We start from the raw sequence: 25,648 nt of genomic DNA, 5'->3' as shown, positions 1-25,648 counted from the left end.
TTTTTACAAGGAGGAATTGATTTGAATGTATTTGAAGCTGTGAAGCAGTCCGTTACGACAAGACAGGCTGCGGAGCATTACGGAATCCGGGTAAACAGAAACGGGATGGCTTGCTGCCCGTTCCACAACGATAAGACCCCCAGCATGAAGCTGGACAAGCGTTTCCACTGCTTCGGATGTGGTGCAGATGGGGATGTGATTGATTTTGTAGCTGCCCTGTACGGGCTGGGGAAAAAGGAAGCCGCCGCACAGTTGGCGAGTGACTTCGGGCTTGCCTATGAGGACTGGAAGCCACCGGGCAGGGCAAGGAAGCCCAAGCCCCGGCAGAAATCCCCGGAAGAACAGTTCCGGGAAGCAAAGGCACATTGCTTCCGTGTCCTTGCCGATTATCTACACCTCTTACGGGTATGGAAAACCGACTATGCCCCGCACTCCCCGGAGGAAGCGTTTCATCCCCGGTTCGTGGAAGCCTTGCAGAAGCAAGCCCATGTGGAATATCTGCTGGATGTGCTGCTGTTCGGGGAGACAGAGGAAAAAGCGGTTTTGATTATGGACTACGGAAAGGATGTGATACAGCTTGAACAGCGAATGGCAGAGCTTGCAGCCGCAGACGCAGCAAGAACTAAAAAACACCATGAACGCCATGCAGCCGCCCCAGAGCGTTGAGGAAGTAAAGGCAACTCTGGAAACCACCGAGAAAGGCGGCGTCCGCCAGAGCATACGGAACTGCCTGACCGTATTCCAGCGTGACCCTGTGCTTGCCGGGGCAATCGCCTACAACATCCTGACCGACCGCAAGGACATCATAAAGCCCATCGGTTTTCACAGAGAAAGCACAGCCCTGACCGATACGGACATGAAGTATCTGCTTCTCTATCTGGAGGAAACCTACGGGCTTACCAGTGAGAAAAAGATTGAAACCGCCATCGGGATTGTGGCGAATGAGAATAAGTACCACCCCATCCGGGATTTTCTGAACAGCCTTGCATGGGACGGGACTGAGCGCATCCGCTTCTGTCTGCGGCACTTTCTGGGAGCTGATGTGGACGATTACACCTATGAAGCCTTGAAGCTGTTCATGCTGGGGGCGATTACAAGGGCATTTAAGCCCGGAAGCAAGTTTGAAATCATGCTGTGTCTGGTAGGCGGTCAGGGGGCTGGCAAATCCACCTTCTTCCGGCTGCTGGCAGTCCGGGACGAGTGGTTTTCCGATGATTTGCGGAAGCTGGACGATGATAACGTGTACCGCAAGCTGCAAGGTCACTGGATAATTGAAATGTCGGAAATGATGGCAACCGCCAATGCCAAGAGCATTGAGGAAATCAAGTCCTTTCTAAGCCGCCAGAAAGAGGTTTACAAAATTCCCTATGAAACTCACCCGGCAGACCGCCCCCGTCAATGCGTGTTCGGCGGCACTTCCAACGCCCTTGACTTTCTCCCCCTTGACCGTTCCGGCAACCGCCGATTTATCCCGGTCATGGTGTACCCGGAGCAAGCCGAGGTTCACATTTTGGAGGACGAAGCCGCTTCCAGAGCCTATATCAGCCAGATGTGGGCGGAAGCAATGGAGATTTACCGAAGCGGCATGTTCAAGCTGTCATTCAGCCCAGCCATGCAGCGGTATCTCAAAGAACACCAGCGGGATTTTATGCCGGAGGACACCAAAGCCGGGATGATACAGGCTTACCTTGATAAGTACACCGGGGAAACGGTCTGCTCCAAGCAGCTCTACAAGGAAGCCTTAAACCACACCTTTGATGAGCCGAAGCAATGGGAAATCCGGGAAATCAACGAGATAATGAACCAGTGCATTACCGGGTGGAACTACTTTTCCAATCCGAGGATGTTTGCGGAATACGGCAGACAAAAGGGCTGGGAGCGTGAAATCCCGGCAACGGACACCGACAACCCGCCCGAAAAATCTATGGACGGTTTTGTGGAGGTCACAGAGCAGATGGAGCTTCCATTCTGAAAATGACAGCCCGTTGCCGACTTCGTTGCTATCCCGTTGCCGAGCCGGTTGCCGGGGAAAATCCCTTATTTCCGGGCTTTTTCCCTCTCTGACAACCAAAACAACAGAAAAATAAAAGAAAAGTATAAATAGTAATCAACGCCAGATTGAGATTGTTTGCAAGGTCTTTTGAAGCCCGTTGCCGGACTTCGTTGCCGACCGTTCTCTGTCTGGCTATTTTCATGTATGGAGGATAACTGCCTATGGCGAAAAATAAGACCAAGATTGAAGTGACAACCGTATTTGACGGGGAACTGGACGCCACCGATGTGTTCGTCAGCCTGATTTCCCAGAAATACGGCAAAACAAATACAAAAGAATATCTTGCTAAAAAGAAAGATTTGAAGTATAATGAAGATGAGGTTCAACAGAGCCAGATACCGTCTGGATTGTGTGGGTAAATGGCTATGATGAACGAAATGGAATACAGAACAATCGGTTCAGCACTTGCCGGGGGCTATCGTGCGGCGGTCTATTGCAGGCTGTCAAAGGACGATGACCTGCAAGGCGAAAGTGCCAGTATCGCAAACCAGCGTGATATGCTGGAAAAATACTGCGAAAAGCAGGGATGGGAGGTTGTGGCAGTCTATCAGGACGATGGCTTCACAGGTCTTAATATGGAGCGTCCTGATTTACAGAGAATGTTGAGAGCCATTGAGCGCAGGCAAATCAACCTTGTCATCACGAAAGACCTCAGCCGACTGGGGCGTAACTATTTGCAAACAGGGCATTTGATTGAGGACTTTTTCCCAAGAAACGGTGTCCGCTATATCGCCATGAATGACGGTATCGACACCCTGCGGGATAACAACGACATCGCCCCGTTCAAGAATATCCTGAACGAGATGTACAGCAAGGATATTTCCAAGAAAGTCCATTCCTCTTATCTTCTGAAAGCGCAGAAAGGACAGTTTACCGGGTGTCTTGCCCCGTTTGGGTATCGGAAAGACCCGGAGGACAAAAACCATCTGCTCATTGACGAGGAAACCGCCCCGATTGTGCGGCTGATTTTCGGATATGCCCTAAACGGTCATGGTCCGAACTATATCCGCAGACGGCTGGAGGAAGAAAAAATCCCCTGCCCCACATGGTGGAACCGGGAACGGGGGCTTCGCAATACCCGCACCAAATGGGAAAAGAAAGACCCGGAAAACGGGCGGTATATGTGGGACTTTTCCGTTATCAAAGACCTTTTGATGAATCCCGTTTACACTGGGGCGATTGCTTCCCAGAAAAAGGACTACCGTTTCAAAATCGGCACGATTGGGGAAAAGAAGCCGGAGAACTGGATTGTAGTGGAAGGACAGCATGAACCGCTGATTGACCGCATGAGCTTTGACATTGTGCAGAACAAGCTGAAATCCCGCCAGCGTCCGGGGCAGACCAATGAAATCAGCCTGTTTGCCGGACTGATAAAATGCGGCGAGTGTGGGAAGTCTCTGACGGTACGCTACACAAACGCAAAACATCCCCAGCAGATTTACTCCTGCAAGACCTACAATGCCTTTGGAAAGAACCACTGCACCCAGCACCGGATTGATTATGACACCCTTTACAGTCATGTGCTGCGGAAAATCCGGGAATGTGCCAGAGCTGCCCTGATGGACGGGAAAGCGATTGCTGACCGCCTGACCAATACCTGTGAAGCCGAGCAGCGGGAACAGCGGGAAGCAATGGAACGCTCCCTTACAAGGGACGAGGAACGGATTGAGGTTCTGGACAAAATGGTAATGCGGCTTTATGAAGATATGATTGCAGGGCGTATCAGTGAGCAGAACTTCAACACCATGCTGGAAAAGACACAGACCGAGCAGACGGAACTTAAAACAAAAGTGTCCGAGGGCAGAAAGCGGCTGTCCGATGAAGTCCAGCTTGCCAATGACGCAAAACAATGGGTGGAAGCCATTCAGGAATACGCCAACATTACAGAACTGGACGCAGCCACCCTCAACCGCTTAATCAAAGAAATCGTCGTGCATGAGCGCATTGACGAAGATAAAACAAGACACATTTCTATCGAAATTCATTTTAATCTCAAACCCATCCCGGAGGTGGAACAGGTCACTGCCTGACCTGTCCCGCCGGGACGGTTCTCTTAAAAACACCATATAGATTTTTTGTACGCCGCCGCCCGCCATCGAGCAGAGTTTTACACCTAATTGGGGATAAAACAGCTCATGGCTGGCGGTGGTGTGGTGCTGATCGGCACGACACTCATCCCCCTGCTCTCCGGTTTGTTCGGCTAATCCACGGCAAGCCCAGCTTAACCGAAGGGTGGTGAAATATTGGGCAGCATTTTAGAAAAGATCGAACAGGCTCTCAAGGATATGCTGATCGGATGGATCGAGAGCAACCTGACCAATATGTTCACCGATGTCAACGAGAAGGTAGGAACGATTGCCGCCGAAGTTGGGCAAACACCGTCCGGCTGGAACGGCGGCGTGTACCAGATGATCCGGGGACTATCCGAAAACGTGATAGTCCCCATCGCTGGTATCATCATCACCTTTGTTTTGTGCTACGAGCTGATTTCCATGATCACCGAGAAAAACAACCTTCACGACATGGACACTTGGATGTTCTTCAAGTGGTTTTTCAAGGCGGCTGTGGCGATCTATCTCGTGACACACACGTTTGACATCGTGATGGCAGTATTCGACATCGGGCAGAACGTAGTTTCCGGTGCAGCCGGAGTAATCCACGGCAACACCAGCATTGACATTGACGCGACGATTGCGCAGATGCGTACCGGCATGGAGAACATGGGCGTCGGAGAACTGCTCGGACTGTCGATAGAAACGCTTCTGATCAGTCTATGCCTCAAAATCATGGCGATCCTCATTACGGTTATCCTCTACGGGCGCATGATTGAGATTTACTGCACCGTGAGCATCGCGCCTATTCCCATCGCAACCATGAGCAACCGCGAATGGGGCAGCATCGGCACGAACTATCTGAAAGGCTTGTTCGCTTTGGCATTTCAGGGCTTTCTCATCATGGTCTGCGTCGGCATCTATGCGGTGCTGATCAACGGCATGATTATTGCAGACAACATTCACTCGGCTCTGTTCTCTGTGGCGGCGTACACGGTCATTCTGTGTTTCTCGCTGTTCAAGACCGGAAGCCTCGCAAAATCCATTTTCCATGCGCACTAAGGAGGTCGGCAGCATGAAGAAGTACAGCATCATCTACGCCGATCCCCCTTGGGCGTATCGGACTTACTCCAAAAAGGGACAGGGACGGTCGGCAGAAAGCCACTACCCGACAATGTGCATTGAAGACATCAAGGCACTTCCGGTTGGCGAACTGGCTGCGAAGGACTGCGCTCTGTTCCTCTGGATCACGTTCCCATGCCTCTGTGAAGCACTCGAAGTGCTGACGGCATGGGGCTTTTCTTATAAGACCGTGGCTTTTGTATGGGTGAAGCAAAACCGCAAGAACGATGACCTCTTCACCGGCATGGGGTATTGGACAAGGGCAAACGCGGAAATCTGCATCCTTGCCACGAAGGGACATCCGAAGCGAGTTGACGCCGGTGTGCGTCAGGTCATCCTCAGCCACATCGAAGAGCATTCCAAAAAGCCGGATGAGGCGCGGGAACGCATTGTTCGGCTCATGGGAGACCTTCCCCGCGTAGAGCTTTTTGCCCGTCAGTCTCCCGAAGGCTGGGACGTTTGGGGCAACGAGGTCGAATGCACGGCACATCTTCCAATGGAGGAAACACCATGCTGCGGCTAAGACCTATCTCTCTTCGAGACGCCAACGAGTATGTCCGGAAGTATCACCGGCATCATAAGCCGGTTGCCGGTCACAAGTTTTCCATCGGCTGTGAAGCAGACGGTGAGCTGGTCGGTGTAATCATCGTCGGGCGTCCCGTCAGCCGGTATCTGGATGACGGCTTCACATTGGAGGTTACAAGGCTATGCACCAACGGGGCGAAGAACGCTTGCAGCTTTCTCTACGGCGCGGCGGCAAGAGCTGCTGCGGCTATGGGCTATAAGCGCATCATCACCTACACGCTGGAAAGCGAAAACGGTGCAAGCCTTCGTGCTTCCGGCTGGATCTGTCAAGGCAAAGCGGGTGGGCTTCGCTGGACAGGCAAGCGTCAGCCGAAGGAGGATCAATATCCCGCACAAATGAAGCTGCGCTATGAAAAGCAGCTTAGAAAGGAGGAAACAGTCAATGGCATTTGTTCCGGTCCCGAAGGATCTTAACCGCGTCAAAACGAAGGTCATGTTCAACCTGACCAAGCGGCAGCTCATTTGTTTTTCCATCGCTGCGGCAGTCGGTGTCCCGATTTTCTTTCTGGCGAAGGCACATCTCGACTTGTCTACGGCGGCAATGCTGATGGTGGTTATCATGCTCCCGTTTATCTTCTTCGCGCTTTACGAGAAGGACGGTCAGCCCGCCGAAAAGTATCTGTACCACATCGTACAGTCCATGTTCATCCGGGACAAGGTGCGTCCCTATCGCACAAACAATCTCTACGCTGAAATTCAGCAGAAAATCAAAGAACAGGAGGAATTGCAGCTTGAACAACAGCACAGCAAAGGCAAAGCCTAAGATGACGGTCAAAAACGGCGTCGTTTACGGCGATGCCCTTTCCGCTCAGGAAAAGAAGCGGATCGTCATGCAGAAGAAAAAGGACAGGAAGGCAAAGAAAGTCCGCAAGTCCGCCCAGCAGACCATCCCCTATGTGGAGATGTGCCGTGACGGTATCTGCAAGGTGAACAGCCGCCTCTACACGAAGTCCATCGCCTTTGAGGACATCAACTACCAGCTTGCGCAGAACGAGGACAAAACTGCCATCTTTGAGAACTGGTGCGACTTTCTGAACTACTTCGACAGTTCGATTTTCGTCCAGCTCTCCTTCATCAATCAGAAGGCAAGTCTCAATGAGTTCCGCAAGCGCATCAACATTCCGGCACAGGAGGACGCCTTCAACGACATCCGCTCCGAGTATTCCGGTATGCTGCAAAGCCAGCTCACCAAGGGCAACAACGGACTGGTCAAGAAAAAGTACATCACCTTCGGCATTGAGGCGGACTCCCTCCGCACGGCAAAGCCGAAGCTCGAACGCATTGAAACCGACATTCTCAACAACTTCAAAACCCTCGGTGTGAGAACCGAGCCGCTGTCCGGCTATGAGCGGCTGAAAGTGCTTCATGATGTATTCAACATGGACACCAATGAGCCGTTCCGCTTTTCCTTTGACATGGTAGCCCGAACAGGACTCAGCACGAAGGACTTCATCGCGCCCACTTCCTTTGACTTCCGTGAAGGCAAGTGCTTCAAGATGGGCAAAACCATCGGCGCGGCGAGTTTCCTGCAAATCCTCGCGCCGGAACTCAATGACCGTATGCTTGCCGACTTCCTTGAGATGGACAGCAACATCACGGTCAATTTTCATATCCGGACGATTGACCAGGCGAAGGCAATCAAGAGCATCAAGTCGAAGATCACCGACCTCGACAAGATGAAGATTGAAGAGCAGAAAAAGGCAGTCCGCTCCGGCTACGACATGGACATCATCCCGTCCGATCTCGCTACCTTCGGCGGTGAGGCGAAGCGTCTGTTGCAGGATCTCCAGACCCGCAATGAGAGACTGTTCCTCGTGACCATCCTCATCATGAACACAGCAACTAACCGCCAGAAGCTCGAAAACGCGGTGTTCCAGACCGCAGCCATTGCCCAAAAGTATAACTGTGCGCTCAAGCGTCTCGACTTCCAGCAGGAAGAAGGGCTGATGTCCTCTCTGCCTATCGGCGTCAATCAAGTGGAAATCGAACGCGGACTGACCACTTCCAGCACAGCGGTTTTCGTGCCGTTCACCACGCAGGAGCTTTTTCAGGGCGGCGAAGCTCTCTACTACGGGCTGAACGCGCTGTCCAACAACATGATCATGGTTGACCGCAAGCAGCTCAAGAACCCCAACGGGCTGATCTTGGGTACACCCGGTTCCGGTAAGTCCTTCTCCGCCAAGCGCGAAATGACGAACGCCTTCCTCATCACGGAGGATGACATCATCGTCTGCGACCCCGAAGCCGAGTATTTCCCCCTCGTGCAGAAGCTCGGCGGTCAGGTCATTCGCATCTCACCGGTCAGCACGGATTACATCAATCCGTTGGACATCAACACGAACTACTCCGAAGAGGAAAACCCGCTGACGCTGAAATCCGACTTCATCCTCTCCATGTGTGAGCTGATTGTCGGCGGCAAGGACGGCTTGCAGCCGGTTGAGAAGACCATCATTGACCGCAGTGTCCGCATGGTTTATCAGGAGTTCCTTGCAGACCCCAAGCCGGAGAAAATGCCGATCCTCGAAGACCTCTACAACATTCTGAGAAATCAGAAGGAGCCGGAGGCACAGCGCATCGCAACCGCCCTCGAAATCTATGTTCACGGCTCTCTGAACGTCTTCAATCACAGAACGAATGTGGATGTCAACAACCGCTTCGTCTGCTATGACATCCGCGAACTCGGCAAACAGCTCAAGAAGCTCGGAATGCTGATTGTGCAGGATCAGGTGTGGAACAGAGTTACCATCAACCGCGCCCAGCACAAGGCAACGCGCTACTACATGGACGAGTTCCACCTTTTGCTGAAAGAGGAACAGACCGCCGCGTACAGCGTGGAAATCTGGAAGCGTTTCAGAAAATGGGGCGGCATCCCGACCGGAATCACGCAGAACGTCAAGGATCTGCTTGCGTCCCGCGAGGTAGAGAACATTTTTGAAAACTCGGATTTCGTCTACCTTCTGAATCAGGCGTCCGGCGACCGGCAGATTCTCTCGAAGGCGCTGAACATCTCGCCCAGCCAGCAGAACTACATCACCAACTCCAACGCCGGTGAGGGGCTGATCTTCTATGGCTCGACCATCGTTCCCTTCAAGGACGATTTCCCGAAGGACACCCAGCTTTACCGCATCATGACCACCCGTTTAGAAGAAACCGTACAGAACTAAGGAGGATTTTTGAATATGAACAACAAGATGATTACCATTCCCTATGCGGACGCTATCGAATACGGAGAGAACACCTCCGCGCTGTTTAAGGCTCTGTGGGAGCTGACCGATCTGATCCGACTGGAAAGCGACCTCAAGAAGCATCACCGCGCCTACCTCCAAGTGAGGGAGGACATCGACGAAAAGGTCAAGGAGGCACGTCAGATTATGACCAAGGTATCTGTGGATATGATCGGTTTCTACTTCAAGGTTGATGTTCCCGAAAGCAGCAACAGCGACGAGAATACCCCTTTCGCTGACGCAGGTGATGATGAAACCGTTTCTATCCCCAAGGACAAGTATGAACTGATGATCGACGATCTGCTCACGATGTCCGAAATCATCCAGTGCGTCGCAGATATGCGCACGCAGGATGTGAAGGCAATCCGCGAGTTCGGCAAGTTCATCCCCGCCTTTGCCGCCTTTGAGAAGAACCGGCTGAGCCTCTATCGTGAGGCGGCGAAGGAAGCCGAGGAAATCTTCGACCGTTGGGCGGACGAGATTGACGATCTCGACAAGGACTTCATGGAAGATGAGGACTACGAGCCGGACGAGTATTACTCCGACTGATATGCGCTCAAATCCGAAGAAAGGAGCTGGTTTTTATAGAGCTTGACATCATTCATACCGGCGATTGTCTTGAAATCCTGAAAACTCTGCCCGATGACAGCGTTCATTGCTGTGTGACGTCCCCTCCGTATTACGCACTCCGCGATTACGGCATGGAGGCTCAGATCGGCAGAGAGACAACGCCGAAGGAATATATCTCGCGCCTGACGGAAGTGTTTACCGAAGTCAGGCGCGTTTTGCGTCCGGATGGAACGCTCTGGCTGAACATCTCGGACACCTACGCCGGGAAGGGCAATCAGGGCGAATTTATTGACCCGAAGAACCCCAACGGCAGAACCGGTCAGGCTGTGGCTCTCAACAACAAGGTTGAGGGCTGCAAGCCGAAGGATATGATCGGCATTCCGTGGATGCTGGCGTTTGCCCTCCGTGATACCGGCTGGTATCTGCGCAACGACATCATCTGGATGAAGGATAACCCCATGCCGGAGAGCGTGAAAGACCGCTGCGCCCGCTGCTATGAGCATATTTTCCTGTTCTCCAAGTCCAAGAAGTATTTCTTTGACTACAAGGCAATCTCCGAACCGATTGCCCCTGCAACGGCAGAACGCCTCAAGCGCGGCATGAAGGGCGGTAACAAATACGGAAAGCCCGTTCCCGGTCAGCCTCAGCCGCAGTCCATCAACCGCCCCCGTGAGCATGGCGAGATCAAGGACGCAGACATCAATCCGCTCCGCAACAAGCGCGATGTCTGGAAGATCAACACTGTTCCCTTCAAGGGCGGTCACTACGCCGCCTACCCTCCGAAGCTGGTTGAGACCTGTCTTCTTGCCGGTTGTCCCGAAGGCGGCATTGTGCTTGACCCCTTTATGGGAAGCGGCACAACCGGCATGGTTGCCTCACAGATGGGGCGTCATTTCGTCGGCATCGAGCTGAACCCTGAATACACCGAGCTTGCCTACAAGCGGATTGGAGGTGAAATCTGATGCCCAAGGAACCGGAACTTAAAGCCCGTGACAAGGTAGTCGTGCGGATGACGCGGGAGGGCGCGGTCGAGGAAAACCTGACGGCTGGCACCGAGCAGCGTGTGTCAAAGCGGCTGGAAGATGCGGAGCTGGTCAAGCCGGTTGAGACAGTCGAGCCTTCCGAAGCTCTTTCTGCGGAGGAACAGAAAAAGGTGCAGATGCGCCGTCAGCAGCGTCAGTTTCAGGCGGAACACGCCGAGGATAACGACACACAGCCGCCCTCGGAAACGTCTGTCACAGAAGAGAAAAGGACAGAAACTCTACCCCAGAATGTACCCGAACCGCTGCCTTCGGAAACGCCGTTCAAGCCTCCTGTTTTGGAGCAGCACGGTGTTTCTTCTCATACCGGCACGGTGATTGCCGAAACGGTTGTCACGCACAAGCTACGCAAGACCTCTGCGGTTGAAGCCGTTGACGCGGATGCCGTTCTCTCCCAAGCGGCAGAGACTTCCTCCGCAAAGCCGGTCTCGGACGATGCCGTCCCGCCCACGAAGCGGATTCAGAAGCTCGAAAGGAAGTCCGAAAAGGCGCATGAGCGTCTGGACGCTGCCCGCCAGAAGCTGCCCACGCACAAGGTTCTCAAGAAAGAGCGTGTCTTTGATGAGGAAACCGGCAAGGGCAAAACCCGCCTTCATTTTGAGGATGAGCTGAAAAAGCCGAAGGGCAAGGGCAAGCTGCAATTCGAGGCAGACAAAACCGTCCGCAAGGTCGGTGACACTCTCGCCTCCGGCATTCACGGCAAAATCCATGAGGTCGAGCAGGAAAACTCGGCGGTCGAGGGGGCGCACAAAACAGAGATTGTCGCAGAGACCGCCGCAAGGCATTTCAGTCATCACAGAGAAAAAAGCGTCAACAAGCCCTATGAGAAGGTTTCTAAGCTGGAACACAAGGCGGATGCTGCTGATGCGAAGCTCCAATATGAGAGAAATCAGCAGGAGCATCCTGAGATGAAGAAGCAGAACATGAACAAGCACTATCAGAAGCAGAACATCAAGAAGGAATATGCCGCCGCTCGAAATGCCGGTTCTCAGACTGCCGGGACTGCCACAAAGAATACCGGCAAGAAGCTCGGTGAAAAGGTGTCCGACAAGATCAAGGAGTTCTTTGAGAAGAACAAGAAGGTCTTCATCTGGATCGGCGTCGGAGTTGCCCTTCTCGTTTTGCTCGGTGCCGGAATCAGCTCGTGTTCGATGCTCACCTCTACCGGCTCGTCGGTTATCGCTTCCTCTTATCTCAGCGAGGATGACGCGATGCTCGGCGCGGAGGCGCAGTATTGCCGGATGGAGCAAGAGCTGCAAAGCTATTTGGATAACTATGAAAGCACCCATGACTATGACGAATACCACTTCGATCTGGACGATATTGAGCATGACCCCTATGTGCTGATCTCCATTCTCTCGGCTCTCCATGAGGGTGAGTTCACGCTGGATGAGGTGCAGGGTACGCTCCAAATGCTGTTTGAAAAGCAGTACATCCTCACCGAAGAGGTCATCGTCGAAACCAGATACCGCACGGAGACCGACACATGGACGGACGCAGACGGCAACACGCATACGGAAACCTATCGCATCCCGTATGACTACTACATCTGCAACGTGAAGCTCGAAAACTTCAATCTCTCCCATGTCCCGGTCTACATCATGTCTCAGGAACAGCTTTCCATGTACGCAACGTATATGTCGGTGCTGGGCAACCGTGAGGATCTGTTCGGTGACTCTCCCTATGTGGACAAGTACATTACAAATCCTCCCGCCGACTACGATGTCAACCCGGAATACTTGAACGACGAGAAGTTTGCGACACTGATCACTGAGGCGGAAAAGTATCTCGGCTATCCGTATGTGTGGGGCGGCTCCAATCCCGACACGTCCTTCGACTGCTCCGGCTTCGTCAGCTACGTTCTCACAAACAGCGGACTTGTGAATACCGGGCGGCTGGGCGCACAAGGACTTTACAACGTCTGTGCGCCGGTTTCAAAGGCGAATGCACAGCCCGGTGATCTCATCTTTTTCGTCGGGACGTATGACACCCCCGGTGTGTCCCACGTCGGCATTTACGTCGGTGATGGGGTCATGATCCACTGCGGCGACCCCATTCAGTACACATCCATCAATTCTTCCTACTGGCAGCAGCATTTCTACGCCTTCGGAAGACCCGCCTATTAAAAGAAAGGAGTTTTGCATGAATCCCAAGTATCAGAAAGTCCTCTCCGACATTGAGAAGGCTGAAAAGAAGAAGTCCGAAATCGAAGGTCAGCTCAAGGAACTGTACGACAAGAAGACAGAGCTGGAAAACCTTGAAATCATCAACACCGTGCGCTCTATGGTGATGGACAAGGATCAGATCATGGCGTTCCTGTCTTCCATGAAGGGCGGCACCAAGCCCGCTGAAAATACGGAGGTAATCGACAATGCGTAAGAAATTTCGTTTTCTGACCGTCCTTGCGGTCTGCGTCATGGTTCTGTCTTGCTTCTCGGTCACGGCATTAGGTTGATGTTTGTTCCCATTGCAGCAGAAAGCTGCACCACATCGTAGTCCTGCTTCATCAGGTCAATCAGCTCATCATCGTCAATGATCAGGTGAGAGGCAAACGCATTCGCCTCATATTCGTGTTTTGTGCGCATATCGAACAGCACGAACTCCGGGAGCGGTTCGTTCCCTTTGGCAAGATCGCGATGAAAGGTATCATGCCCGATCTCGTGACCGCAAACCATTTGCATGATCAGATACTCCATGTTGGAGTTCAGAAGAATATGCCGCTCTTTATGGCGGTAGGTGTACATTCCGAGCAGATCGTTCAGATTGTCAAGGAAATGGAGATGAATGCCCAGCTCACGGGCAATCTTCAAGGTATCTCTTGTTCCACAGCTTTTGACAATGCTGTTCGCCTTTTTGTATATTTCCTCGGAGCGAATTATCACGGGACCTTCACCCCTTTCATGTTGAAAACAGTCAAAGTAAATCCGTCAAGAAACCGAGACGCAGACAGTTATTCCTCTGCGTCCGTACCGGTCTTCTTGTATTTCTTCGGCGTGTATTTCTCAACATTCCGGGCTTTGGATTCCCAATATATATCCTGCAACGCCTTCATCACCGCATCCTTGTCCTGCTCAGACAGCGTACCGCCCGCAAACAAGCCGGACATCCCTTCAATCAGGTCCTTTGCCTGTTTCATGCCACGGGAGCCGTACTGCTCGGATGCCTGAACCACAAACTCTTCGTCCTCGGTCAGCAGATAGTTCACATCCACCTTGAAGTATTCCGCGATTTTTCTGTAAGCGTCCTTGGTACGGGGAAAGGAAATGCCGTTCTCGTACCGGGTAATCATACGCCTGTTGATCCCCAGTGCATCGGCTACTTCCTGCTGGGTCAGCTTCCGCTTCTCCCGTTCAGCCTTGAATTTCTCTCCAAACGTCATTTTGGTAATCACTCCTGTTCACAAAAAGTTTGCGACATCAAATTGCGCAAGTCTATTGACAAAGGCACTTGAAGTGCGTATAATAATGACTGAGCAATCCAACTACTCATAGTATATCCTGAATTGCTCATCCTGTCAAGGGGCATGAGTAGTTGTACACGAAAAAGTTACATCTTTTGAGCAGTTCAAATGGACAGGCATTTACGCTGCCGAAGATCATCCGTACCGGCATACACCGGTATGAGGGAACAGGAGTGAGAAACGCAAATGGCTACACAGTACAGAAAGGCATACGTTCCGGTTACGCTGGATGTGGACAAGGAAGGGGCAATCCTCCCTCGCCTTATCTGGTGGGACAACGGTGTAATCTTTCAAATCGACCAGATTCTTTACAAATGCCGCGCCACATCCAAAAAGGTTGGGGGCGGAGGCATCCGTTACACAGTTCAGATTCGCGGAAAGGAATCGTTTCTTTTCCACGAAGGAGACAAGTGGTTTGTCGAAGCAAAGGAGGACAACTGCTCATGATTTTATCCCAGCGACAACTTGAAGAAATTGCAGCCTCAACAACAAAGGACTTCAACCGGTTCTTTTTCGGGGATGAGGCGGACAAGCCCGACCGATCAGCTTTGCCAACACCCATTGATCAGTTTGCAAAGAACTATCTCGGTCTTCGCGTATCATTCGCCCGTCTCTCGCCGGACGGAAGCATCTGCGGTGTCACTGCCTATGCCGACACTGAGTACAAGATCACGGAACTTGGTATTACGCGCACACTGGCTTTGAAGCGTAATCAGGTCATCTTGGACGAGAGCTTCATTCGATCCGGCAACGTGCAGCGGCTCTGCGCCAAGCGCAGATTTACCCTTGCCCACGAGTGCGCCCATCAGATTCTCTTCCAACTGGAATCGGAAGAGGTAAAGGCGTCCTGCGAAATGAAATATTCCGCACGGACAGCCTATACGCCGCGAGAGCTGAAAACCCGCGAGGACTGGAACGAGTGGCAAGCAAATGTCTTGGGCGCGGCGATCCTGCTTCCTCAAAAAGAGGTTGACCTGGCAATGCGTCGGTTTGTAGAAACGCCGCTGATCAATTACGAGGGGAGGTATTCGTATGGTGATCACTTAACGCTGCGCCTTTTCTGCCGGTTGTTCGGTGTCTCCAAGACAACGGCGTCTATCCGCCTTCGTCAGCTCGGCTACATGGTAGATCGTCCATTCAGTGAGTATGTTGACCCACTGGAGGTGTGGTAATGAAGAGAGCATCCATTCGGGTTCAGGAACCGACGCCGGAGCTGATCGAAAAAATCCGCAGGGCAAGAGTTGCCATTTCCCAGCAGAAGCCCCGATACCTGAAATGTCCCTATTGTCAGCATAATGCCATTGCTGTCTACGAGGACACGAGGGGTCATGTAGAATCCAAGTGCAAGAAATGCGGGCGGATCACAGTCTTTGATGTGCTGAATATGAGAAGACTGCGACCGCGTACCAAGTAAGAACCGGAGGACAAGCCTCTGTTCTAAAATAAAATATATGTCATAGCTGAGCTGTGGAGCCGCCTGATAGGTGAAGTCATCCTAATGCCGCATGAGACAGAGTTTAATTGCTCTGTTTTATCGGCATGGGATTCAAACCTCACCGTCATGCGGCTCTTTTTCTGTCTTCACCCTTCCCGCTGCTCCCGCGCAGCGGAAAGGATGAACAATGAAAATCCCTAAGACCCCTATCGCGTTCGATTACGACCTATGGACTACGGAGGACGGCAAGTGCATGGTGCGCGTGAAACGAACCGGCGAAGTTTCCGAGGTTGACCGCAAGGTTATGAGAATCCTTCGCGCAGAGGAAAAGCGGATCAGACGCTCGTATGGCTCTGACAACACCTCTGAGGATGAAGACGGCGCAGAGAAAATTTCTGATACCGTGCTGTCCCTTGACGCTATGCCGGAGGACGATGTGAAGTCCGCTGCATGGCTGGCAGACTCCCGCGACTGCATGGAGGAACTGATCACCGCCCTCAAAGAGAAGGAGCTTCTTTCCATTCTGACAGAGAAGCAGCGCGAATTGTATCTTGCGATGACCCGTGAAGGACTGACTCTTCGAGAGTTTGCCCGAAGGAAAGGCATCGGCATCAGAGCTGCATTTGACCTCAAAGCAGCGGTGCAGAAAAAATTTCAAAGAATTTTTTGAGCGGTACTCAACAAACGGCAAAAAGATGTCCGTTGTAAAGTGAAAGGGTCAATCAGACCACTTCACTGCTCCTTGAAAACTGAATAGTTCAGTGCTGCGGATCTTTCCGCTTCTGCGAAGCAACACAGCTTCCGACGCCAAGACCTCCCGAAAGGGAGTGAGCGACCTCCGGAGAGCTATAACAGCCGTGTGGTGCGGCTGCTTGCGACGATGCAGATGCCGGGTATAATGATACTTCCGTCTTTTCTTTGAATGGGCGGCTCGGAGGAATGGGCGGCTCGGAGCGATCCTCGGAGGGGTGAGAGTCCCATGATACCGATTAACCGTTGGTAGTCCGCAGCATTCCCGGAACTGCAAAGTTCTTCTGGCAGGGGCGCGAGCTGCAAATATGCCGGACAACGAAACAAACCCAAAAGAAACTTACTATATAGTTTCAGGATGAAAACTATGTGGCAGAGTGTCTTCACAAGATGCTCTGCCATATCCTTTTGTCCTGAATAGTTCTACGAAACAGGAGGTGCTTAGAATATGATGGGCATTGAAACAATGAAAAACGTCAGCCCGAAAACGGTTGACCGAAGCACACTCGTTCAGAGAAGCAGCGTCCGGCTTGATCCTGCGGCACCGCGAGAGGACAGGCTGAGGGAGTTCATCAAGCAGATCAGAAATCCTTATTGTTATCTGGACGGGAAGACAGTGGTGAAGATCAGCTTCGCCGAGACGGACACGACGATGGAAGAGTGTCTGGAACACTATCTGAGAGGGCTTTGATTTATGAACAGTCTGAATCTTTTCACCCGGTTCTATGGACAAGCGATTGAGCCTGTGGTATAATGAAATCGGTCAAAAAAAGAAGAATACGGATTAAGCCGCTTGCCCTGATGGTCATGTGGCGTTTTCGTGTTCCTCTTCATAAGAGTTGAAGCAAGCCTTCGTCTTTCTGATTTGATGTACCACACCAAACAGAAAAACGGAGGTTATTTTTATGCCAGACAAGGTTTACCGCACGGCGATCTACTGCCGCCTGTCCCGTGAGGATGGAGACAAAGTTGAAAGCAACTCCATCGCCAGCCAGAGAGCCATCTGCGAGGACTATATCGCAAGACATGAGGATTTGGAGCTTGTCTGTGAGCCGTTTGTGGATGACGGTTACAGCGGCGTTTCCTTCAATCGTCCTCAGTTCAAAAAGCTGGAAGAGGCAATCCGCAAGGGTGCGCTTGACTGCATTGTGGTCAAGGATCTCAGCCGATTCTCAAGAAACTACATCGACGGCGGACGTTACATTGAGAAGATATTCCCGCAGCTCGGCATACGCTTCATCGCAATCAATGATGCGTATGACAGTCTGACCGGTGATCCGCAGTCCGACTCCTTTGTTATCCCGTTCAAAAACCTGATTAACGATTCTTACTGCAAGGACATCTCCATGAAAATCCGAAGCAGTTTGGAAGTCAAGCAGAAGAGCGGTGAGTTCGTCGGCTCGTTCGCGCCTTACGGCTACATGAAATCACCGGAGAATAAAAACCAGCTCATCGTGGATGAAGCGGTCAGCGAATATGTGCAGATGATCTTTTCCATGTACAAGGACGGCTTCTCCATCGGACGTATTGCAAAGCGTCTGAACCAGATGGGCGTCCTGTCCCCAATGGAATACAAGCATTCTGCCGGTGTGAAGTTTGATACCGTCTTCAAAACCGGCGATACCGCAAAATGGACATACAAAGCCGTCCAGCGTATTCTCACCAACGAGGTTTATATCGGCGTTCTGGCTCAGGGCAAGCGCGGCACTCCCAACTACAAAGTCCGCGTCGTGAAAAGCAAGGATGAATCCGAATGGGTCAAGGTTGAAAATGCGCATGAAGCTCTTGTGTCCTACGAGGACTTCATGGCAGTCAAGGTCATGATGCAGAGAGATATGCGCTGTTCACCCGATCAGGACGAGGCGCATCTGTTTTCCGGCTTCCTGTTCTGCGGAGACTGTCAGCAGCCAATGATCCGCAAGAACGTCCCGTCGAAGACAAAAAAGTATATCTACTACGTCTGCTCCACCAATAAGCACAGCCGGACGTGCAGCCCGCACAGCATCGCCGCAAAAGAGGTTGAAGAGAAGGTCTTCCGTGCCATTCATGACCAGATCGAGCTTGTCATCAATCTGGAACACGCGCTTGCGATGATAGAACGGCTTCCGTCTCAGAGCCGTAAGGCTTTCAATTACGAAGCTCAGATCGCCAAAATCGAGGAAGAGATTGAACGGTACCAAAAGCTCAAGCTGGGGCTTTACGAGAACTTCATCGGCGGCGTCATTGATAAATCGGAATACTTCGAGTTCCGCAGCAGCTACACCAAAATCATTGAGGGCAAGCAGGACGCGCTTCTGCGGGTCAAAAAAGAAATGAAGCAGACGGTGACAACCGGCACGACTGAACGGAACTGGGTAACGCTTTTCAAGCAGTATGAAAACGTCGAAGAACTGAACCGCCGTGTGCTGATGTCCCTTGTTGACCGCATTCTGATTCACGAAAACCATGCAATCGAAATCGTCTTCAAATATAGGGATGAATACCAGCAGACGATTGAATACGTTCTCGGCTATGCCGATGAACTGGATATTGCCGTATAAAGGGGGGATGAGCAAATGGCAAGAAAAAGCAGAAAGCAAATTGCAGTTGAAGAGCCGGTTATCGAGTCTGTTTCTTCCGAGGTCTTCTCAACAGCCATCTATGCCCGTCTTTCCGTTGAAAACAGCGGCAAGTCCGAAAAGGTGGATGTCATCGCAAATCAGATTGAGATTTGCAAGTCCTACATTGCAGAGCGTCCCTACCTGAATCTGATAGATACCTATGTGGACAACGGACGAACAGGAACGGTTTTTGATAGACCGGAGTTCAACCGGCTGATGAACGACATCCGCACCGGCAAGATCAAGTGCCTTGTAGTTCGTGATCTCAGCCGGTTCGGGCGTGACTACATCGAGGCTGGAATCTATCTGGAACGGGTCTTTCCGCAGATCGGGCTTCGGTTTATCGCCATCAAAGAGAACTACGACAACTTTGATACGGACGGCTCCGGCGAAAGCCTCATCATCCCTCTGCAAAACATGATCAACACCCTTTACTCGAAGGACATCTCCCGCAAGGTTTCTACTGCGCTCAAAGCACAGATGGAAAGTGGAGAGTTCAAGAAGCGCAATCTCCCGTATGGTTATCGCTGGGATGAAGAACACAGCAATATGGTTTTCGATGAAGAAACCGCACCGATTGTCCGGAAGATTTTCCAATGGAAAATTGAAGGACTGTCCCTTCCTGCGATTGCAGACCGGCTTGATGCAATGAACGCGCCCAATCCGGAGTTTCAGAAGTATCAGGTCGGCGTCCGCACAGGCAATGCTACGGCAAAGAAGATTTGGAACAAGTCTTCACTGACTACCATTCTGGATAATCCCCATTACGTCGGAGATACCGTTCTCGGACGGACGCTGAACGCCATCTACAAGGGCGTCAAGAATCAACATATCGACCGCGAGGAATGGATTGTTTTTCCCAATACTCACGAGGCGATTATCTCTCGTGAGGACTTTCAGAAGGTTCGTGAGATGCGGGACGCCGCTGCAAGGACGAGAGTTGAAAAGATGGAACGCACGGAAGAAATCCGTGCTACACTGATCAATCTCTTTGAAGACAAAATCGTCTGCGCAGACTGCGGCAGGAAGCTCTATTTCCATCGCAAGCGTGTTGACAAGCGTAAGGACGGCGCATGGTACGCCTTCTATGAGTGCAGCTCATCCGTCAAGCGCGGCAATCTCTGTACGCCGCACTATACGCGGCAGGACAAACTCGAAGCAGATGTGCTTGCGGCGATCCAGCTTCAAGTCAAGGCGGCTCTCAATTACGACAAGCTGCTTGCCAAACTGAGAAACAGCGAAGGCGAACGCAGCATCCGCGATCAACAGAATGCGCTCATCACAAGCCTGAATCTGAAACTCAGCGGCATCTCCAAGAAACGCACCCGGCTCTACGAGGACTTCACGGAAGGCGTTCTCGATGAAGAGGAATACGCCTTTGCCAAGAAAGCCTACGATGAGCAGTATGTCGATCTTTCACGGCGGTTGGATGAAGCGGTTCAGCGGAAGGTAAAGTTTGCCGAGGCAATGTCCGAGGACAACAAGTGGCTCACGCTGATGAAATCCGTCAGCGGTGCAACGATGCTCTCTCAGGAGTTGGTTGACGAGTCCGTAGAGCTTGTGAAAGTCCATGAGGACGGCTCAATCGAGCTGGTCATGAAATACGGCGATATTTACGCTCTGACCGTTCAGAGTATCAAGGAAGTACAGGAGGCGATGTAAATGAGCAAGGAATTCAACATCGGCATCTACATCCGCCTCTCAATGGCTGATGAAGATACTGGCTATGGCAGCAAGGCGGAAAGTGACAGCATCGGCAACCAACGTATGCTCATCAATCGCTTTCTTGACAATCATCCGGAGCTGTCTCGCTGTCAGCGGTCTGAGTTTGCGGATGACGGTTATACCGGCACGAACTTTCACCGTCCTCAATTCACGCAGATGATGGAGAAGGTCAAGCGCGGCGAAATCGATCTGATCTGCGTCAAAGACTTTTCCCGCTTTTCTCGTGACTACATTGAAACGGGAAACTATCTGGAATGCACTTTTCCATTCATGGGCGTCCGCTTTATTTCCATCAACGACGGCTATGACAGCGACGATTACAAAGGCACAACGGGCGGTCTGGAAGTGGTTATGCGCAGCATCATCTACGCCGCATACAGCAAAGACCTTTCCGTAAAGACCACATCGGCAAAAATCCAGATGATGAAGCAGGGCAAGTATGTCGGTGGCTACGCTCCATACGGCTACGTCCTGCATCCCACCATTCGGAACAAACTTACCGTAGACCCGGAGCCGGCTGATGTGATCCGTCGTATTTTCCATGAGGCTCTGGAAGGCAGCAACACCTCTCAAATCGCCCGCAGCCTGAATGATGACGGCATCCCGACGCCGGGGCAATACTTCAAGAGCAAGCATCCCGACAAGAAGAAGTTCAGTAACATGAGCGAGAAAATCAGTTGGGAAACCGTGATGGTCTATAACATCCTCAAAAACCTTGTTTACACCGGAACGCTGGTCAGTCGCAAAATGAAGTCCTGCGGTGTCGGCTCAAAAAAGCGTGTTGTCAATGAGCCGATCATCGTGGAAGGAACCCATGAAGCCATTGTCAGCAAGGAAGACTTTGAGCTTGCTCAGAAGGTCATTCGAGGTGGAGGACGGAATCCCACGCGCAAGCAGCATGAATATCCGCTCAAGGGACTTGTCCGCTGCGGAAACTGTAAACGTGCTATGACGCGCCGAAAGAACAAGGCTGGTATTCGGTACTTCCAGTGCATTCACTCGGTCAACAACGGAAACACAGACTGTCCGGTTGGCAGGAGCTTTCCGGAGATGGATATTGAGAAGGTTGTCTTCCATACCCTTACTCAGTTTCTCGCTTTGGCACAGAAGAAAGCAGTCCAAAACCGCGAAGTCGGTGATCTTCGGAAATCTGCCATCAAGGAATGCGCTGATAAAATCCGCACTCTGCAAAAGCAGAATGAGCAGCACAAGGCGTCGAAGCTGAGGCTCTACGAGAAGTATGCAGCCGGAAGCATCACGAAGGAAGCATATATTCAGCAGAAGGCGGCAACGGATGCGAAGATCGCTGAAAACGATGAAACAATTCAGCGCAGTCATGAGCGGATGGAGGAGCTTGACTCCGAGACCGCCTGTTCAGATGAAAAGCTGGATGCGGTCTGCGAACAGTACGCCGACTGCAAAGCTCTGACCTATGAGCTGACCCACGCATTCATTTCTGCGGTCTACATTTACGATCTTGACAACATAGAAATCATCTGGAAGTTCAAGGACTTCCTCACTACATCAGAAGGAGAAGCCAAATGAAAGTATTTCTTTATATCCGCGTTGCCTGTGCGGATCAGCTTGCGGCAGCAAACCAGCGGGAAGAGCTGGAACACTATGCGAAGGACAAAGGCTATGAGGTGGCTGCTGCTGTGGCGGCAGACGGCATCTCCGGCGTCCATACGGAAGGTATCATGAACTTCCTGCTGAACGAAGCCAAGCGTCAGGACATCGGTACGATCCTCACCCGCGACACCTCGCGAATCAGCCGGGACACTTCCTCTTTCATGAGGTTTGAGCGAAAGTTCCGGGAGAACGGCATCCGGTTCGAGTATCTGTCCAAGCCTGACAACGAGCTTCCAGTCACTCCGATGATGGAGGCATTTGCGGCGGCGTATAAGAAGCGTCGCACAAAGAACGGCACAAGAGCATAGAGAAAACGCAAGCCGTTCACGGGTGGTTGTCCACCTATGAACGGCTTGTAAATTCTCAAAATTTTTTTAGTCCCTACTTGACACAAGAAGACCTGTCTCGTTTTGGACGCGATTACATTGGTGTGGGCGAGTACATGGAGCAGATTTTTCCACTACTGGGTGTCAGGCTCATCTCCATCAATGACAACTATGACAGTAGCAATTATAATGGTACAACCTTGGGGATGGATTTGGTTGTCAGCAACCTGGTAAACACCATGTACTGCCGAGATGCAGGAAAGAAACTTCGGACAGCCAATCGAGTGAAGTGGCGCAAGGGCATTTCTACAGCGTCTGCTGCACCGTTTGGTTATCAGTTTGACCCGAATAGAAAAGGATCATATATCATTGACCCTCCAGCGGCAAAAATTGTCCGTCGTATTTTTGACCTTGCGATTCTGGGATTGGGAACGCGAGAAATAGCGATGGCATTGAATGATGAAAATGCTCCTGTGCCGAGTGTTTATAACCGGGAGCATAAGGCGTATGGAAAAGAAACGACTTACACGATTGCACCTGTGATTCTTTGGGATAGTTCTCGCGTTTGGAAAATCCTCACGGCGTATGTGTACACCGGAGCGATGGTTCTGGGAAAAAGTCAAAGGTTAATTTCCGGCAAGAAAATCATTCGCATTGTTCCCAAAGGGCAACAATACATTACGGAAGGAACCCATGAAGCTATCGTCAGCCGGGAAGAATTTGAAAAAGCGCAGCTTGTCATAAGAAACAACGGGCATAGAGTAGTGATGGGAAGCGTGGATTTTCCCCTTAAGGGAAAAATTCGATGCGGTAATTGCAGACGAGTCCTGGGATATGACTACAAACAGGCTTCTCCCATATTTTGGTGCAGAGAGGGAATGGAACTTATTGGTCAGACCCAATGTTCATCAGAGATATATCAGGCCAGTGATATTGAAAATGCAGTGTTTCAGGCATTAAAAAAAGAACTTTCTCTATTGGACTCTCTCTATGGTGATATTAAAAAGGAAGAACAGAGTTTAAAAGAAGCCAGTAGAAAGGCGAGCCGTCGAAAAACTTTGATGGAGCAGGAACTGAAAAATCTGAAAGGTGAGAAGATGCGGATGTATGAGGAATACGCGGCAAGAACGCTCTCTCTGGACAATTATAAGAACAAAAAACAGGAATGCGATAGGAAGATTGCAGAAGTGCAGGACAAAATCGAACAATTCAAAGCGGAAGAATCTGTCAAGAGCGTTGTTCCAGGGACGGTGCGGGCAGCAGCAGAACAGGCAGGAAATTTTCTGCACGGCACGAGACTTACGGCAAGCATGGTGTCAGCCTTCATTGAAAATGTTTATGTGCATGAGGGTGGGCGTATCGTAGTACGGTTTAAATATGAGCAGAGTATACAGGATGCCGTGAGAGCATTACACACAGAATGAATTTCAAAAAGGCGAAGTTGCCCATGATACAACATCAAAGAGTATGTTATAATATGGGCAACAGACCAACCGGAAGGAGAAGGACGAAATGAGTATAACCCGAAAGCTGGCAAAACTGATATTGACCTTATTGACCCTGCCGCTACTCGTCGTAGTATGGCTACTGAAATGGTTCGTGACGTTCCTTCATTGCTGTTCGGCATGGATATTCTATCTGCTGGGCAGTGTGCTGCTGGCAACAGCAGTGCTTTCGTTCCTGATGAAACAATCGCAGGGGATAGAAGCACTTCAAATGCTGATCGGTGGATTTGTGATTTTTATGATTCCGCAGGTGGTCGGCAGTGTGGTGGTATTTTTGGAACTGGCAACAGCAACGATTCGGCAAGTATGGTACATATAAGGAGAGGTGAAACCTAGAAAATGAAATTAGCAGCGATTCATCATGTGGCAATCATCGTTTCAGATTATGAGAAATCGAAAGACTTCTATGTGAATAAGCTGGGATTTGAGATTGTACGAGAAAACTTCCGTGAAGAACGGAATGACTGGAAACTGGATTTGCGTGTTGGTGAGGGTGCTGATGCGATTGAGCTGGAGATCTTCGCAGAGCCGAACCCACCTAAGCGCGTGAATCGACCGGAAGCCTGCGGACTGCGGCATTTGGCGTTCCGGGTGGATGATGTGGAAGCCACTGTAGCAGAACTGGAACAGATGGGGATAGGATGTGAACCGATTCGATTTGACAGCTACACCCAAAAGAAGATGACATTTTTCTTTGATCCAGATGGTCTGCCATTGGAACTGCATGAATAAATGCTTGGAGAATAACAATAGGATGGTGAGCAAAATTGGCAAGATGGGAACGAGAAGGGATTCCGCATAAAGGATGGAAAGAAATAGGAATAGAAGATTTGGGTGAGGATTTAGAATTTGGCGATGACGTAGAATACGAACAGTGCGAAATGTGTGGACAAGAGAAAATACGCTACGTTCACATTTTACAGCATTCTGATTTTAATGGCGAACTGCGTGTGGGATGCGTATGCGCAGAACACATGACGGACGATTATATCAACCCTCAAAAGTCTGAGAGAGAACTAAAAAATCGCTTGAATCGCAAGAAAAATTTTATGCGCAGAGAATGGCAGGAACGCGCGCAAGGAAAATATGTGCTACGGTATAAGGGCGAAAATATAACGATTATGAAAAGTAAGTTTGGAGCAGGTTGGGGTGTTCTCTATGGAGGACAAAGTGTGTTTCGATATAATAATCGTAGAATTGATGATTTTCATACGGCTAGGCTAATTGCATTTGACCTTTTTGATGAGCAACATGAATCCAGAGGAGAAGTTCAGCCATATTGGGATGGTATGCGCTGGCTTTATTATTAAAGCTGTACGCTGATGGAAAAGTAAACAAAAGGTAACACCCGTCTAGGTGAGAGAATGTAAATCTTCTCGACTAGGCGGGTGTTTCATTCCGTAGGAATGGGAAGGTTACAGATTGAAAAGGTCTAACTAGCTACCGAGCAGCTATGCAGAAAAGTGGTTGCAGCGACTTCTTGATCTAAGGTGGATATCGAGTTTCAGCTACCACAAACGAAGGCTCACATAAACCACAGACAGCACCCAGGAGGATTCGAGGGTGCGTCTGC

General features: G+C 51.0%; 27 protein-coding genes and 1 pseudogene. 26 read left to right on the top strand and 2 right to left on the bottom strand.

Annotated elements, in window-relative coordinates; all coding sequences use genetic code 11:
- Nucleotides 1–21 precede the first annotated feature (21 nt).
- From MTP41_RS02830 to MTP41_RS02765, 14 genes and pseudogenes are all read left to right on the top strand, one after another.
- Nucleotides 22–666, top strand: a complete 645-nt coding sequence (locus MTP41_RS02830; protein WP_025544160.1) for a CHC2 zinc finger domain-containing protein — start codon at nucleotides 22–24, stop codon at nucleotides 664–666.
- Nucleotides 635–1,972: a virulence-associated E family protein gene (locus MTP41_RS02825; RefSeq protein WP_008394605.1), complete on the top strand. Its 1,338-nt coding sequence runs from the start codon at nucleotides 635–637 to the stop codon at nucleotides 1,970–1,972. Before MTP41_RS02830 ends, MTP41_RS02825 begins: the two co-directional genes overlap by 32 nt.
- A gap of 242 nt (nucleotides 1,973–2,214) precedes the next feature.
- Nucleotides 2,215–2,412 carry a hypothetical protein gene (locus MTP41_RS02820; RefSeq protein ID WP_002595176.1) on the top strand — a complete coding sequence of 66 codons (198 nt, stop codon included), beginning with the start codon at nucleotides 2,215–2,217 and terminating at the stop codon, nucleotides 2,410–2,412.
- Entirely contained in the window at nucleotides 2,413–4,083 is a 1,671-nt protein-coding gene (locus MTP41_RS02815; RefSeq protein ID WP_249236150.1) for a recombinase family protein, read from the top strand. It begins immediately after the preceding gene.
- 90 nt (nucleotides 4,084–4,173) lie between these two features.
- Nucleotides 4,174–4,257 (top strand): annotated as a pseudogene (locus MTP41_RS02810) (Maff2 family mobile element protein); the annotation flags it as partial.
- A 39-nt stretch (nucleotides 4,258–4,296) separates the two neighbouring features.
- Complete coding sequence (locus MTP41_RS02805) at nucleotides 4,297–5,166, top strand: VirB6/TrbL-like conjugal transfer protein, CD1112 family (protein ID WP_005934793.1); 870 nt, start codon at nucleotides 4,297–4,299, stop codon at nucleotides 5,164–5,166.
- Nucleotides 5,156–5,749, top strand: coding sequence for an MT-A70 family methyltransferase (locus tag MTP41_RS02800; protein WP_094762434.1), 594 nt, complete (start codon nucleotides 5,156–5,158; stop codon nucleotides 5,747–5,749). Before MTP41_RS02805 ends, MTP41_RS02800 begins: the two co-directional genes overlap by 11 nt.
- Nucleotides 5,737–6,225, top strand: a complete 489-nt coding sequence (locus MTP41_RS02795) for an XF1762 family protein (protein ID WP_007046103.1) — start codon at nucleotides 5,737–5,739, stop codon at nucleotides 6,223–6,225. The genes MTP41_RS02800 and MTP41_RS02795 overlap by 13 nt, the downstream gene beginning before the upstream one ends.
- A complete protein-coding gene (locus MTP41_RS02790) occupies nucleotides 6,194–6,574 on the top strand; it encodes a PrgI family protein (RefSeq protein ID WP_005934790.1) in 381 nt (126 codons plus the stop codon). The genes MTP41_RS02795 and MTP41_RS02790 overlap by 32 nt, the downstream gene beginning before the upstream one ends.
- Nucleotide 6,575: 1 nt before the next feature.
- Complete coding sequence (locus MTP41_RS02785; protein ID WP_249236555.1) at nucleotides 6,576–8,975, top strand: VirB4-like conjugal transfer ATPase, CD1110 family; 2,400 nt, start codon at nucleotides 6,576–6,578, stop codon at nucleotides 8,973–8,975.
- A gap of 15 nt (nucleotides 8,976–8,990) precedes the next feature.
- Nucleotides 8,991–9,584: a nitrogen fixation protein gene (locus MTP41_RS02780; protein ID WP_249236149.1), complete on the top strand. Its 594-nt coding sequence runs from the start codon at nucleotides 8,991–8,993 to the stop codon at nucleotides 9,582–9,584.
- A 152-nt stretch (nucleotides 9,585–9,736) separates the two neighbouring features.
- Nucleotides 9,737–10,567, top strand: coding sequence for a DNA-methyltransferase (locus MTP41_RS02775; RefSeq protein WP_249236551.1), 831 nt, complete (start codon nucleotides 9,737–9,739; stop codon nucleotides 10,565–10,567).
- Complete coding sequence (locus MTP41_RS02770) at nucleotides 10,567–12,771, top strand: C40 family peptidase (protein WP_249236148.1); 2,205 nt, start codon at nucleotides 10,567–10,569, stop codon at nucleotides 12,769–12,771. The genes MTP41_RS02775 and MTP41_RS02770 overlap by 1 nt, the downstream gene beginning before the upstream one ends.
- A 16-nt stretch (nucleotides 12,772–12,787) precedes the next feature.
- Entirely contained in the window at nucleotides 12,788–13,024 is a 237-nt protein-coding gene (locus MTP41_RS02765) for a DUF4315 family protein (protein ID WP_006573549.1), read from the top strand.
- A gap of 59 nt (nucleotides 13,025–13,083) precedes the next feature.
- Here the strand turns inward: MTP41_RS02765 and MTP41_RS02760 are convergent, their stop codons facing one another.
- Both MTP41_RS02760 and MTP41_RS02755 read right to left on the bottom strand, forming a co-directional pair.
- Complete coding sequence (locus tag MTP41_RS02760) at nucleotides 13,084–13,389, bottom strand: ImmA/IrrE family metallo-endopeptidase (RefSeq protein WP_442900363.1); 306 nt, start codon at nucleotides 13,387–13,389, stop codon at nucleotides 13,084–13,086.
- Between the two features lie 206 nt (nucleotides 13,390–13,595).
- On the bottom strand, nucleotides 13,596–14,024 hold the full coding sequence (locus MTP41_RS02755; RefSeq protein ID WP_005934745.1) for a helix-turn-helix domain-containing protein: 429 nt from the start codon (nucleotides 14,022–14,024) through the stop codon (nucleotides 13,596–13,598).
- A 267-nt stretch (nucleotides 14,025–14,291) separates the two neighbouring features.
- Between MTP41_RS02755 and MTP41_RS02750 the strand changes: the two genes are divergently transcribed.
- The 12 genes from MTP41_RS02750 to MTP41_RS02695 all read left to right on the top strand — a co-directional run bounded on the left by MTP41_RS02750 (nucleotide 14,292) and on the right by MTP41_RS02695 (nucleotide 25,385).
- A complete protein-coding gene (locus MTP41_RS02750) occupies nucleotides 14,292–14,552 on the top strand; it encodes a hypothetical protein (protein ID WP_015564532.1) in 261 nt (86 codons plus the stop codon).
- Nucleotides 14,549–15,277: an ImmA/IrrE family metallo-endopeptidase gene (locus MTP41_RS02745; protein ID WP_071430909.1), complete on the top strand. Its 729-nt coding sequence runs from the start codon at nucleotides 14,549–14,551 to the stop codon at nucleotides 15,275–15,277. The genes MTP41_RS02750 and MTP41_RS02745 overlap by 4 nt, the downstream gene beginning before the upstream one ends.
- A 450-nt stretch (nucleotides 15,278–15,727) precedes the next feature.
- A complete protein-coding gene (locus MTP41_RS02740) occupies nucleotides 15,728–16,210 on the top strand; it encodes a hypothetical protein (protein ID WP_005934739.1) in 483 nt (160 codons plus the stop codon).
- Between the two features lie 528 nt (nucleotides 16,211–16,738).
- Entirely contained in the window at nucleotides 16,739–16,981 is a 243-nt protein-coding gene (locus tag MTP41_RS02735) for a DUF6870 family protein (protein ID WP_008982978.1), read from the top strand.
- Nucleotides 16,982–17,195: 214 nt separating this feature from the next.
- Nucleotides 17,196–18,830 carry a recombinase family protein gene (locus MTP41_RS02730; RefSeq protein ID WP_249235738.1) on the top strand — a complete coding sequence of 545 codons (1,635 nt, stop codon included), beginning with the start codon at nucleotides 17,196–17,198 and terminating at the stop codon, nucleotides 18,828–18,830.
- Between the two features lie 15 nt (nucleotides 18,831–18,845).
- The gene (locus MTP41_RS02725; RefSeq protein ID WP_249236146.1) at nucleotides 18,846–20,552 is read left to right on the top strand and encodes a recombinase family protein; all 1,707 of its coding nucleotides are present in this window, start codon (nucleotides 18,846–18,848) and stop codon (nucleotides 20,550–20,552) included.
- On the top strand, nucleotides 20,553–22,160 hold the full coding sequence (locus tag MTP41_RS02720; RefSeq protein WP_249236145.1) for a recombinase family protein: 1,608 nt from the start codon (nucleotides 20,553–20,555) through the stop codon (nucleotides 22,158–22,160).
- Nucleotides 22,157–22,552 carry a recombinase family protein gene (locus MTP41_RS02715; RefSeq protein WP_156072729.1) on the top strand — a complete coding sequence of 132 codons (396 nt, stop codon included), beginning with the start codon at nucleotides 22,157–22,159 and terminating at the stop codon, nucleotides 22,550–22,552. Before MTP41_RS02720 ends, MTP41_RS02715 begins: the two co-directional genes overlap by 4 nt.
- A gap of 134 nt (nucleotides 22,553–22,686) precedes the next feature.
- Nucleotides 22,687–23,994 carry a recombinase family protein gene (locus MTP41_RS02710; protein WP_249236144.1) on the top strand — a complete coding sequence of 436 codons (1,308 nt, stop codon included), beginning with the start codon at nucleotides 22,687–22,689 and terminating at the stop codon, nucleotides 23,992–23,994.
- Between the two features lie 88 nt (nucleotides 23,995–24,082).
- Nucleotides 24,083–24,394: a hypothetical protein gene (locus MTP41_RS02705; RefSeq protein ID WP_249236143.1), complete on the top strand. Its 312-nt coding sequence runs from the start codon at nucleotides 24,083–24,085 to the stop codon at nucleotides 24,392–24,394.
- A 20-nt stretch (nucleotides 24,395–24,414) separates the two neighbouring features.
- On the top strand, nucleotides 24,415–24,807 hold the full coding sequence (gene gloA2, locus MTP41_RS02700; protein WP_249236142.1) for an SMU1112c/YaeR family gloxylase I-like metalloprotein: 393 nt from the start codon (nucleotides 24,415–24,417) through the stop codon (nucleotides 24,805–24,807).
- 35 nt (nucleotides 24,808–24,842) lie between these two features.
- Nucleotides 24,843–25,385, top strand: a complete 543-nt coding sequence (locus tag MTP41_RS02695) for a hypothetical protein (RefSeq protein ID WP_249236141.1) — start codon at nucleotides 24,843–24,845, stop codon at nucleotides 25,383–25,385.
- The last annotated feature ends 263 nt before the right edge of the window (nucleotides 25,386–25,648 follow it).

This window comes from Faecalibacterium sp. I4-3-84, from assembly GCF_023347255.1.
Classification (GTDB): Bacteria; Bacillota; Clostridia; order Oscillospirales; family Ruminococcaceae; genus Faecalibacterium; species Faecalibacterium taiwanense.
The sequence above is the reverse complement of the archived record's forward strand: the minus strand, read 5'-3'. Positions and strand labels throughout refer to the sequence as shown.

Excerpts from the sequence above, each read along its gene's own strand:
- MTP41_RS02770 (WP_249236148.1), top strand. The coding sequence starts at position 10,567 with ATGCCCAAGGAACCGGAACTTAAAGCCCGTGACAAGGTAGTCGTGCGG.
- MTP41_RS02795 (WP_007046103.1), top strand. The coding sequence starts at position 5,737 with ATGCTGCGGCTAAGACCTATCTCTCTTCGAGACGCCAACGAGTATGTC.
- MTP41_RS02785 (WP_249236555.1), top strand. The coding sequence starts at position 6,576 with ATGACGGTCAAAAACGGCGTCGTTTACGGCGATGCCCTTTCCGCTCAG.
- MTP41_RS02780 (WP_249236149.1), top strand. The coding sequence starts at position 8,991 with ATGAACAACAAGATGATTACCATTCCCTATGCGGACGCTATCGAATAC.
- MTP41_RS02710 (WP_249236144.1), top strand. The coding sequence starts at position 22,687 with ATGGAGCAGATTTTTCCACTACTGGGTGTCAGGCTCATCTCCATCAAT.
- gloA2 (WP_249236142.1), top strand. The coding sequence starts at position 24,415 with ATGAAATTAGCAGCGATTCATCATGTGGCAATCATCGTTTCAGATTAT.
- MTP41_RS02765 (WP_006573549.1), top strand. The coding sequence starts at position 12,788 with ATGAATCCCAAGTATCAGAAAGTCCTCTCCGACATTGAGAAGGCTGAA.
- MTP41_RS02715 (WP_156072729.1), top strand. The coding sequence starts at position 22,157 with ATGAAAGTATTTCTTTATATCCGCGTTGCCTGTGCGGATCAGCTTGCG.
- MTP41_RS02750 (WP_015564532.1), top strand. The coding sequence starts at position 14,292 with ATGGCTACACAGTACAGAAAGGCATACGTTCCGGTTACGCTGGATGTG.
- MTP41_RS02735 (WP_008982978.1), top strand. The coding sequence starts at position 16,739 with ATGATGGGCATTGAAACAATGAAAAACGTCAGCCCGAAAACGGTTGAC.
- MTP41_RS02745 (WP_071430909.1), top strand. The coding sequence starts at position 14,549 with ATGATTTTATCCCAGCGACAACTTGAAGAAATTGCAGCCTCAACAACA.
- MTP41_RS02725 (WP_249236146.1), top strand. The coding sequence starts at position 18,846 with ATGGCAAGAAAAAGCAGAAAGCAAATTGCAGTTGAAGAGCCGGTTATC.
- MTP41_RS02720 (WP_249236145.1), top strand. The coding sequence starts at position 20,553 with ATGAGCAAGGAATTCAACATCGGCATCTACATCCGCCTCTCAATGGCT.
- MTP41_RS02760 (WP_442900363.1), bottom strand. The coding sequence starts at position 13,389 with ATGTACACCTACCGCCATAAAGAGCGGCATATTCTTCTGAACTCCAAC.
- MTP41_RS02730 (WP_249235738.1), top strand. The coding sequence starts at position 17,196 with ATGCCAGACAAGGTTTACCGCACGGCGATCTACTGCCGCCTGTCCCGT.
- MTP41_RS02775 (WP_249236551.1), top strand. The coding sequence starts at position 9,737 with ATGGAGGCTCAGATCGGCAGAGAGACAACGCCGAAGGAATATATCTCG.
- MTP41_RS02790 (WP_005934790.1), top strand. The coding sequence starts at position 6,194 with ATGGCATTTGTTCCGGTCCCGAAGGATCTTAACCGCGTCAAAACGAAG.
- MTP41_RS02755 (WP_005934745.1), bottom strand. The coding sequence starts at position 14,024 with ATGACGTTTGGAGAGAAATTCAAGGCTGAACGGGAGAAGCGGAAGCTG.
- MTP41_RS02705 (WP_249236143.1), top strand. The coding sequence starts at position 24,083 with ATGAGTATAACCCGAAAGCTGGCAAAACTGATATTGACCTTATTGACC.
- MTP41_RS02800 (WP_094762434.1), top strand. The coding sequence starts at position 5,156 with ATGCGCACTAAGGAGGTCGGCAGCATGAAGAAGTACAGCATCATCTAC.
- MTP41_RS02740 (WP_005934739.1), top strand. The coding sequence starts at position 15,728 with ATGAAAATCCCTAAGACCCCTATCGCGTTCGATTACGACCTATGGACT.
- MTP41_RS02820 (WP_002595176.1), top strand. The coding sequence starts at position 2,215 with ATGGCGAAAAATAAGACCAAGATTGAAGTGACAACCGTATTTGACGGG.
- MTP41_RS02825 (WP_008394605.1), top strand. The coding sequence starts at position 635 with ATGAACGCCATGCAGCCGCCCCAGAGCGTTGAGGAAGTAAAGGCAACT.
- MTP41_RS02815 (WP_249236150.1), top strand. The coding sequence starts at position 2,413 with ATGGCTATGATGAACGAAATGGAATACAGAACAATCGGTTCAGCACTT.